At 63.7% G+C, this 10,261-nt stretch carries 7 protein-coding genes; 4 read left to right on the forward strand and 3 right to left on the reverse strand.

Going from position 1 to position 10,261, the window contains the following annotated elements:
* The first annotated feature begins 14 nt into the window (after positions 1 to 14).
* From BLU15_RS19075 to BLU15_RS19090, 4 genes are all read left to right on the forward strand, one after another.
* The gene (locus BLU15_RS19075) at positions 15 to 2,402 is read left to right on the forward strand and encodes a 1-deoxy-D-xylulose-5-phosphate synthase N-terminal domain-containing protein (protein ID WP_090297130.1); all 2,388 of its coding nucleotides are present in this window, start codon (positions 15 to 17) and stop codon (positions 2,400 to 2,402) included.
* Positions 2,403 to 2,563: 161 nt separating this feature from the next.
* Complete coding sequence (locus BLU15_RS19080; RefSeq protein ID WP_060517720.1) at positions 2,564 to 3,319, forward strand: alpha/beta fold hydrolase; 756 nt, start codon at positions 2,564 to 2,566, stop codon at positions 3,317 to 3,319.
* 232 nt (positions 3,320 to 3,551) lie between these two features.
* Positions 3,552 to 4,736 (forward strand): glycoside hydrolase family 5 protein, encoded by a 1,185-nt coding sequence (locus tag BLU15_RS19085; protein ID WP_090297133.1) that lies wholly within the window; start codon positions 3,552 to 3,554, stop codon positions 4,734 to 4,736.
* A gap of 117 nt (positions 4,737 to 4,853) precedes the next feature.
* Positions 4,854 to 6,677, forward strand: a complete 1,824-nt coding sequence (locus BLU15_RS19090; RefSeq protein WP_162766018.1) for an adenylate/guanylate cyclase domain-containing protein — start codon at positions 4,854 to 4,856, stop codon at positions 6,675 to 6,677.
* Between the two features lie 57 nt (positions 6,678 to 6,734).
* Here the strand turns inward: BLU15_RS19090 and BLU15_RS19095 are convergent, their stop codons facing one another.
* Genes BLU15_RS19095 through BLU15_RS19105 form a run of 3 tightly spaced genes read right to left on the reverse strand, consistent with a single transcriptional unit; the run spans position 6,735 to position 10,164 of the window.
* Positions 6,735 to 7,580 (reverse strand): sugar phosphate isomerase/epimerase family protein, encoded by an 846-nt coding sequence (locus tag BLU15_RS19095; protein WP_060529013.1) that lies wholly within the window; start codon positions 7,578 to 7,580, stop codon positions 6,735 to 6,737.
* Positions 7,577 to 8,887 (reverse strand): DUF6005 family protein, encoded by a 1,311-nt coding sequence (locus tag BLU15_RS19100; RefSeq protein ID WP_090297137.1) that lies wholly within the window; start codon positions 8,885 to 8,887, stop codon positions 7,577 to 7,579. The genes BLU15_RS19095 and BLU15_RS19100 overlap by 4 nt, the downstream gene beginning before the upstream one ends.
* A complete protein-coding gene (locus BLU15_RS19105) occupies positions 8,884 to 10,164 on the reverse strand; it encodes an AMP-binding protein (RefSeq protein ID WP_090297140.1) in 1,281 nt (426 codons plus the stop codon). The genes BLU15_RS19100 and BLU15_RS19105 overlap by 4 nt, the downstream gene beginning before the upstream one ends.
* Positions 10,165 to 10,261: the final 97 nt, after the last annotated feature.

The following is a 10,261-nucleotide window of genomic DNA, read 5'->3' on the forward strand; positions in this document are numbered from 1 at the left end:
ATCGGAACCTGGCGATGACCGACACGACCCATCTGAAGACCATTGAAAAGCGCCTGCTCTGGCTCTCCCACTGGATGATCCATCACGCCAACCACATCCGGCCGAAGGTCGACGGCATCAAGACTGGGGGGCATCAGGCCAGTTGCGCCTCGGTCGTCTCGATCATGACCGCGCTCTATTTCTCGGCGCTCAGGCCGGAGGATCGTGTTGCCGTCAAGCCGCATGCGGCGCCGGTCTTCCACGCGATGCACTATCTGATGGGCCGACAGACGCGCGAGAAACTTGAGAACTTCCGCGGCTTTGGCGGGGCGCAGAGCTATCCGAGCCGGACCAAGGATGTCGACGATGTCGATTTTTCGACCGGCTCCGTCGGTCTCGGCGTCGGCATCACCGCGCTCGCCTCGATCGTCCAGGATTTCGTCCGTGCCAAACAATGGGGCGAGGGCAAGATCGGCCGCATGGTCGCGCTCGTCGGCGATGCCGAGCTTGACGAAGGCAACGTCTACGAGACGCTGCAGGAGGGCTGGAAGAACGCCCTCAGGAACTGCTGGTGGATCATCGACTATAACAGGCAGTCGCTCGACGGGATCGTGCGCGAGGGCCTGTTCGAGCGCGTCGAGAAAATCTTCGACGCCTTCGGCTGGGACGTGGTGCGGGTGAAATATGGCGTGCTACAGCGCGCGGCCTTTGCCGAACCGGGCGGCGAGAAGCTGCGCGACTGGATCGACGGTTGCTCCAATCAGGACTATGCGGCGCTGACTTTCATGGGCGGTGCCGTCTGGCGCAAACGGCTTGCCGACGATCTTGGCGACCAGGGTGACGTCTCGGCGCTCATCGACCGGCGCAGCGATGCCGAGCTTTCAGCGCTGATGGAGAACCTCGGTGGCAACTGCGTCGAGACGATGGCCGAAACCTTCGCAGCGATCGACCATGATCGGCCGACCTGCTTCCTTGCCTATACCATCAAGGGCTGGAGCACGCCGATTGCCGGCCACAAGGACAATCACGGTGGCCTGATGACGACGACCCAGTTCGCCGAATGGCAGGCGCATATGGGTGTCGGGCGCGGCGAGGAATGGGAGCCTTTCGCCGGAGTGGCGGATCGTCAAGCGCTCCAGGCGTTCCTCGCCGCGGTCCCTTTCTTTGCCGAAGGCATACGCCGCCACGCCGAGCACCGACTCGAGGTGCCGCCGATCGCGTTTGAGACCCAGCGCGAGGTGTCGACGCAGATGGCCTTCGGCAAGATCCTCGGCGATCTCGCCAAGGGCAAGTCGGACCTGGCCGAACGCATCCTCACGACGTCGCCCGATGTCACCGGCACCACCAGTCTTGGCGCCTGGGTCAACCGGCGCAAGCTCTTTGCCCGCCAGCCGCTCGCCGACGCCTTCATCGAGCACCGCATTCCATCGACGGCAAAGTGGGAGTTCACGCCGGAGGGCCAGCATGTGGAACTCGGCATCGCCGAGATGAATCTGTTCCTATTGCTCGGCGCCGCCGGCCTCAGCCATTCGCTCTTCGGGAAAAGGCTGATCCCGATCGGCACTGTCTATGACCCCTTCGTCTGCCGCGGCCTCGATGCGCTCAACTATGCCTGCTACCAGGACGCCCGCTTCATGATCGTCGGCACGCCCTCGGGCGTGACGCTGGCGCCCGAAGGCGGCGCGCACCAGTCGATCGGCACGCCGCTGATCGGGATCAGCCAGGACGGACTGGCAGCGTTCGAACCAGCCTTTGCAGACGAACTCGCCGTCATCATGGAATGGGCCTTCGACTACATGCAGCGCGATGGCGACAACGATCCGGACGAGCGCACCTGGCTGCGCGACGAGACCGGCGGCTCCGTCTATCTGAGGCTCACCACCAAGCCGCTCGAACAGCCGCTGAAGCGCGTCGACGATGATTTTGGCCAGGGTTCAATCGACGGCGCCTATTGGCTGCGCAAGCCAGGGCCAAACTGCGATGTCGTCATTGCCTACCAGGGTGCGGTGGCCGACGAGGCGATTGCCGCTGCCGGACTTATAGGCGAGGTCCGCCGCGACATTGGCGTGCTCGCCGTCACCTCGGCTGACCGTCTCAATGCCGGTTGGACGGCCGCCCAGCGCGAACGCGCCCGTGGCAACCCCCGTGCGAAAAGCCATATCGAGCGGCTGCTCGATCCGCTGCCCGGCCACTGCGCGATCGTCACCGTGCTCGATGGTCATCCGGCAGCGCTCTCGTGGCTCGGTGCCGTCGCCGGCCACCGCACCATCGCGCACGGCGTGGAACATTTCGGCCAGACCGGCACGATCGGCGATCTCTACCGCCACTTCCGGCTCGACCGCAACGCGCTCGCGGCATCCGCAATGGCGCTGACGGCAGGCCGGCGAACCGCTGCCGGACAAGCGGCTCTCCTCTTCCCATAGTTCAGCAATAGCCGTCCGAACTATCGAAGACGCACCATCATGCGCCGCGGACCCCGCGGCCAGAGCATGCGTGCGCCTCTCAAAATCCAGAAGCGTCACCCGAAGAAGGCGCCGCTTGTCGGGGAACAATCACTCCGCTCTCAAGGAAAGGAAACCTAAGAATGCGAAAGATGAGAATCCTGGCTGCCACACTCCTGGCTTTGGCGGCGGCCCCGCTTGGGCATGCCCTGGCCGAACCCGTCAAGAATGTCGTCATCGTGCACGGCGCACTCGCCGACGGCTCGAGCTGGCGCAAGGTCTTCGACCTTTTGACCACCAAAGGCTTCACCGTCACGGTCGTCCAACCGCCGATGACCTCGCTTGGCGACGATGTCGCCGCAACCAAACGCATCCTCGACCTTCAGGACGGCCCATCGGTCCTGGTTGGCCACAGCTATGGCGGCATGATCGTCACCGAAGCCGGGACTTCCGAAAACGTCGCCGGCCTCGTCTATGTCGCAGCCTTTCAGCCGGATGCTGGCGAAACTCTGCTTGACCTGGCAGCCAGGAAGCCGGCTGCAACCAAGGGCATCGCGGCAACGGACGACGGATATCTCTATCTCGATCCGGAAGTCTTCGCCGCGGACTTCGCCGCCGACGTTCCCGAGGTAGAAGCCCGTTTCATGGCTCATTCCCAGGTCTTCCCGGCAAAATCTGCCTTCGAGACGAAGATCACGGCACCGGCCTGGAAGGGCAAGAAGAGCTGGGCGCTGATTGCGACCGAAGACCGGGCCATTCATCCGGACTTGATGCGGACGATGGCCAAGCGTGCCGGCAGCGATACGGTCGAGGTCAAGGCAAGTCATGCGGTCTTTCTGTCCCAGCCGGCCGCCGTCGCCGAACTGATCGAGAAGGCGGCGACAGCGCTTTCCGACTGATCGCGAAGATATCCAGGCAAGCGGGCCTCGCAGCGGATCACTGATCCGCTGCGAGGCCTTTTTCTCGCGAAGAACGAAACCGCTCGGCATCAGTCACCGCCAATGGGTTTCGCAAACTCGCTTTGAACCCTGACGCTGTTTCCCAGGGAACTTCAGCGAAACGATCCGCCGGTAGGTTGGCCGCGCCAAACCAAGAGCCGCGAAGGCCAAGAACTCCAGAAGGACCGACCGAATGCGCCTGATTGCCTCCGCCCTCCTCGCTTGCAGCCTTGCGGGCTCCGCCAGTGCCGCCGATCTCATCACCTTCTGGGACAAGCCGCAGCATGGCGGCAACAGCTTCAACCGGCTGCCCCCGGACGACGCCTATTTCAGGGCCTTGGCCGGCTACGGCGCCACCTGGGTGCGCCTGTCCTACGACAAGTGGGAGCCGGCCAAGCGCGACTATCTGATCGGCGACGCCGACAAATACGAAGGCATACCGGCGGCAGACCTCAAGACGCTGAAGGAGACCCTCGACCGGGCCGACAAGGCGGGCCTCAAGGTCGTCATCGCGCCGCTGTCGCTGCCCGGCATGCGCTGGGCGCAGAACAACGGCAACCGGTTCGACGGCCGTCTCTGGCAGGACAAGATCTGGTGGGGCCAGGCAGCAGCCTTCTGGCAGGATCTGGCCCGCGCGCTGAAGGATCATCCCGCGGTCGCCGCCTACAACATCGTCAACGAGCCGGCGCCTGAAAAGAGGAACGGCCTTGCCGAACATGCCGACCGAAAGACGATGCAAGCCTGGTACGGCGACCAGGCGGGCAGCGCCTCGGACCTCAGGGCCTTCTACGAGACGGTGATCGCCGCCATCCGGGCGGTCGACCCGGCAACGCCCATCATGGCGGATGCCGGCTGGTATGCGGCTGCCGACGCCTTTTCCTATTGGCCAGCCGCGTTGACGGACCAGAAAGTGCTCTACAGCTTCCACATGTACGAACCCTATGCCGCAACGAGCGCACCGAACATGAAGCGCGACAAGCCCTACGTCTATCCCGGCAAAGTGCCCTTCGGCGACGGCGAGGAGACGTGGGACCGGGCGCGGGTCGATGCCTATCTCGCAGAGCCGGTGCGATGGGCAAAAGACAAGGGCGTGCCGCTCAATCGGCTGGTTGCCGGCGAGTTCGGCTGCATGCGCCTGTGGTCCGGCTGCAAGACCTACCTCGAGGACGTGCTGACCGCGCTCCACAAGGACGATCTGCACTGGGCCTTCTACAGTTTCCGCGAGGATGCCTGGGACGGCATGGACTACGAGCTCGGCGCGAAAAAGGTCGGCTGGAAATACTGGCAGCAGATGGAGGCCAACGAGCGTGACACGACTCCGCGCAAGGCGACCCCCGAGTTCGAGCCGATCAGCCGGCGGCTGCAAGGGACAGATTGACGCAGAACGGGAAAGGTCGCTGCACGCTTGGAAAAAAGCCCAAAACAGCTAGAAGAGGGTGCATTCCTTGCGGGGCCGCGCGAATGGCGAGCACCTGCTGCAACATGAGGCATGCTGGTGCAGACGACCACGGCGGCTGAGGCCGGCACACGAAACCGAACCATTTCCCTGTCGCGCACGCTGGCGATCGTGATGGCAGCCCTGGTCGCGCTGACCGCGGCCGTCATCCTCTCCGTCGTCTGGTTCATGTCGGTCGGAACGACCCGCGATCTGCTCGTGCAATCGGCGCATCTCGGCCTGGAGGCGGTCCAGACGCAAATCGGCAGCCGATTTTCTCCCGTAGAGGATCAGCTCGCCTTTCTGGCGCGAGAGGTCGGCGCCGGCCGTCTCGACCCGACCGATCCGGTGGAGTTCGAGCGCGTGATGACCGGCGCTCTGGCAGCGACCCCGCAAGTTCGTGTGCTGTCTTTCGTCAGACCCAACGGCGATATCTACGGCGTAACGCAAGGTCCGAAGGGTGTCTTCTTCTTTACCGACAAGGTCACGAGTGACAACGAGCGTTCGGAGATCGAGGAAGCGCAACGCAGCGGCACGGCGCACTGGGGACCTGTCTATTTCGTGCCGGATCCGGCGATCCGCACGTCGGTTACGAACCTGCAGCAGCCGGCGAACCTCAACGGCAAATTTGCGGGCGTCTTCCGCGCCACGATCACGGTCGACACCATGTCCGACTTCCTGCGCCAGATTGCCGTCACGAACCCCGGGACAACCCCCTTCGTTCTCTACGGCCGCGATCAGGTGCTTGCCCATCCTTTGATGGCTGCGGGCCACCCGCTTCTCTCGGCGGAGCATCGGTTGCCGAAGCTCGACGAACTGGGCGACCCTTTTCTCGCCGCACTGTGGAAAGAACCGGCCGAGACCTTCGACGATTCGGACATGGAGATACGCGCGGTCAAGCTCGGGGACGACGGACGGGTCGTCCTGACGCGCGAGATCCGCGGCTACGCTCCCTCTCCGCTCATTATCGGTGTCGAGGTTCCGATCGAAGCGGTCGAGAAGCCGGTGTGGGACCTGCTGCGGGCCGGCATTGCCGGCCTCGCGGTGCTGTTCGTCGCGATCGTCATCGCGTGGGTTGTCGGTCGCCTGATCGTTCGCCCGGTCACCAGCATGGCGCGTGAGGTCCGTGCCGTCGGCATGCTCGATTTTGCCGCTCTGCGGCCGCTTCCCGGCAGCCTCTTCACCGAACTCGATGAGCAGGCTAAGGCCTACAACACGATGCTGACTGGGCTGCGCTGGCTTGAGACCTATGTGCCGAAGAAGCTCGTGCGCCACTTGATCGGTCGTGAGGACCTGGCATCCACCCAGCGCACCGTCACCATCATGTTCACCGATGTGGTCGATTTCACCGCGACGGCAGAAAAGACCAGCGCCGGCGACGTGGCGGCACTGCTCAACAGCCACTTCGACCTGCTCGGCCACTGCATCGAAAGCGAAGGCGGCACCATCGACAAGTTCATCGGTGATTGCGTCATGGCCTTCTGGGGCGCACCCGACGCGCAAATGGACCATGCAGATCGGGCAATCCGGGCAGCGCGGGCGATCGCCAAATCGATCGCCAGCGACAACGCCGAGCGACGCCTAAAGGGCCTGCCGCCCCTCAGGGTGCGCATCGGCATCCATTCCGGGTCGGTCGTTGCCGGCAATATCGGCATGACCGGTCGGTCGGCCTATACGATCGTCGGCGACACGGTGAACGCCTGCAACCGGCTGGAGCAGCTCGGCAAATCGATCGCGCCAAGTGAAGAGGTAATGATCCTCCTGAGCGGCGAAACCTTCGGTCTGGTGGCTGATGACGATCGCTCCGATCTCGCCCAGCTCGGCAAACATTGTCTGGCCGGCCGAAGCGAAGAGACCGAGATCTACAGGCTTCAGACACAATAGGCCCCGAGCCGACACGAGCCGGCGCGCAGACCTCCGGGCCATCATGATGCGTAACGCCTATTGGCCGGCGGCCCGGCGGTTCGGCTCGGTCCCGTCAACCGCCTCGCGGACCTGCCTGCGATCGCGACGCAGGGTCTCGAAACAATCGTTGCCGAACCATTCAAGCGACGCGTCGACCGACGGCTCATCGGCGATCTCCGTCAGGAACCGTTCGTAGTCCACAACCCCTTCGAAGAGCGGCGTCATCCCGCGCCGGCTGCCGGCCGCGGCATAGACATTGGCCGGCTCGAAGACGGAAAGTTCTGCCCGGCCGACGATGTTCTTCAGGTGGTAGTGGCGAATGTGCGGTTTCATCGCACGGTGCACGGCGACCGGGTCGTCGCCGCCTTCCCAAACATGCAGCGTGTCGAAATTGATGGCGAAGGAGGGATGGTCCACCTCTTCGATGAGCCGCATCGTCGAGGCCGCCGTGTCGGCGAGCGTCTTCGGATGCGTTTCGACAAGCAGCTGGATGCCGTAGCTTGCGGTAATGGTGCAGATCTCCTTCAGGCGCTCGACAATCTCCCGCCGCTCGTCAGCGCTGACGTCAAGGCTGCCACGGCTTCCCGCGAAGGTGCGGATCTTGCGGGTGCGCCACCGGCGCGCCAGTCGGCAAAGCTCGACCGCCTTGTGCCGCAGCGCTTCCACGTCGCCGTCGAGCGGCAGGTAATCGCTGATCATCGGCACCGAGAGGCCGTAGCCGTCGAGCCATTCGGCGTTGCGATCCGCGCGCGGCGAGAGGTTGCGCGCATGCGCGCCCCAGAGTTCGATACCCTGGAAGTCGTTGGCCTCGGCCCAGGCGGCGATCTCGTCGAGCGAGATCAGATGGTGGCGGAAAGTGATGGTGCAGAGCGAAACTCTCATCGCGCAATTCTCTTCAAGGGACGGATTTCCTGGGGGATGGCAAGATCGCACCAGAGATCGAAGACCTCTGCGAGCTTGACCTTCAGCTTCGTCTCCAGCCGGTCGGCTTCGTCGAGACGCTCGATGACGGCGCCCAACAGCGAGCGATCGCCTGTCTGGGCGAGCTTCATGCAGGCGTAGTGCAGCGTCTTCAGCGACTGAACCAGCGCCTCGATCTCCCCGCACCAGCCCTCGAACTCGGCGGCCGGCAACTTCAGCACCCGCCAGTAGAAGGCAAAGCCGTGCTCATAGGCGTATTTTCGGATGGTGATAACAGGCAGTTCCCGCACCGCGGCGCCGAGATCAGTGAGTGCGACACCGTTCGTCCCGTCGAGATGCGCGGCGACGATCGCTCTGACGGCATCGACCAGCGGATTGCGGTCCCGGACGAAGCAGGCCTCGAAATAGGCCCTCAGATCTTCGGCAAACGGCGCGCGCGCCTCGGCATTGTCGAAGACATAACCGCCGCCGACAGTCGGCTGCATGATGGCGTGAACGACCTTCTCGCGGGCAATCTCGCCCTCCCAGCGATAGTCGGGATCGTGCACGAACCATGTGTCGGGATCGGCCGTTTCCTGCAGCATCAGATAGTGCGGGAAGGGGTTCTGGTTGAACTTGTTCTCCCGCTCCGGCAGGTGGAACATGTCGAGCATGACCATGACCGAGCCGGTTTCGCCGCGCTGTTTCATCAGCCCGAGCAGCACTGCGAGGTTGTCGAGCTTGGTGCGCTGCGGATCGTACCACTCGACGACGGAAACGCCGTAAAGCCGCTCGAACCAGCCACGGAAGAATTCCTGGGTGATATTGGGCGCATGATAGAGAAGCTCGAAACGCTCGCTGACCGCGAACTTCGCGTCCCAGACACCGAAATAGAACGGCCGCTGATCGAGCCCGTTTCGCTTCAGGCCGTCCGAGACGCAACTGACGAAGCAATGGACCTTGATGTCGTAATAGGCCTCGCCGTGCACCCCCTCGTCGGTCGTCCCGCCGGTGAGCGGAAAGGCGGGCACGATGGCGGCGGTCGGCTTCGGCACATAGAGCGCGACGAGATCGGCGACCGTTTCGATCTCCCGTTTTGCGATCGCCTCTTCCGGCACCGACAACCCGTATTCGAGCTCGAGATTGAGGAAGATTTCGAGGATCAGCACGGAGTCGAGATAGAGATCTTCGTTGAGACGGGCATCGAGGCCGAAGCCGTCCATATGTCCATGCGCCATTTTGTCGGTCAGGACGGCCTCGATCGCCGCCAGAACTTCGCTTTCGGTCATGATGCGGCTCCCGCAATCGGTTTGTTGAATTCGCCTGCCAGATGACGGGCCGCGACATCGCGGCGGCTGATTTTGCCGTTCGCCTGGCGCGGAACTGCATCGATCTGCATGATTTCCATCGGCAGCTGGTGAGATGCGAGGTGTCGGCTGCACCATTCGCGCACGGCCTGCGGCGCCACCGGCGCCTCGGCGCTAAAGAGCAGCGCCACGCGCTCGCCGGCAAAACGATCGGCCTTGCGGAAGGCCACGGCGTCGGTGACCGCCGGCATCGCCATGACGGCATCCTCCACGTCCTTCGGATAGACGTTGAGGCCGGAGACGTTGATCATGTCGTCCAGGCGGGAAACGAAGACCAGCATGCCGTCGGCGCGCCGGTAGCCGAGGTCACGCGTGTGGATCGGCGCGCCGTCGCCGTTGCTAACGACGATCTCACCCGCGTCCTCGGCGCTGTTGCCGGTGGCGGCGATCAGATGCGGCAGGACGAAGCCCATGTCACCGGCGGAAGTCACATCCGGATTGATGGCGATGCAGCCGGATTCCGAGCAGCCATATTGCTGGAACATGAACCGGCTCTTGGTGCGAATGTCGGCAAACCACGGATCGGGAAGCAGCGTGCCCGACGTCATCGTCGCATGGATCTGTTCGCCCGCGGGCGTCAGCCGCGCCAGCGTGTGCAGGATCGCCGGCGAGGAATAGAGCAGCGGCCGTTCGATCTCGCGCAGGACCTTCAGGAGATATTTCGGGTTCGCGGTGTTGACGATGACCGGCGTCTGCCCACGCCTCAGCGCCACCAGGATGCCGCAGATCAGGCCGTAGGAATGGGTGGTCGGGCAGGCGACGACCGGCGTCATGTCCCCCGGTTCGCGGAAGGTGGCGACATAGCTTTCGATCTCGGCATCGATTTCCGTCCAGTTGCGCGCCACGCATTTCGGCGCGCCCGTCGTTCCGGAGCTCATCTGCAACAGCGTGCCCTCAGCCGAAAGCAGGTCGGATGGTTCGAGAACTTCGGCCGTCAGGCTGTTGTAGAACAGCCGGTCGCAGCCGGCGCCGATCGCGAGCTTGCGCGCGGCCGGATAGGGTGTGCCCGGATGGATCGGCAGCACGCTCGCGCCCGCCTTGCGGATGGCAAAGAACAGAGCCAGCCAATCGACCGTCTCCGGGAAGCAGACGGCGTAGCGGCCGGTGTCCTGTGCGCCAAGCCCGATCTCGGCTGCGAGTTCGGCCGATCTGGTGCTGAAATAGGCCTCGTCATAGAGCCTGTCATCGATACGGATCATGGCTTTCTCCAATGAAAGAACGCAAGGGGCAGAACGCCTTGAGTTGGCGGCTTTCCTTGGGTTCGGTTTTGTTCTGACCGGCCTTTTTTTGCCGATC

The organism is Ensifer sp. YR511 (assembly GCF_900103045.1).
In the GTDB taxonomy this organism is placed as follows: Bacteria; Pseudomonadota; Alphaproteobacteria; order Rhizobiales; family Rhizobiaceae; genus Ensifer; species Ensifer adhaerens.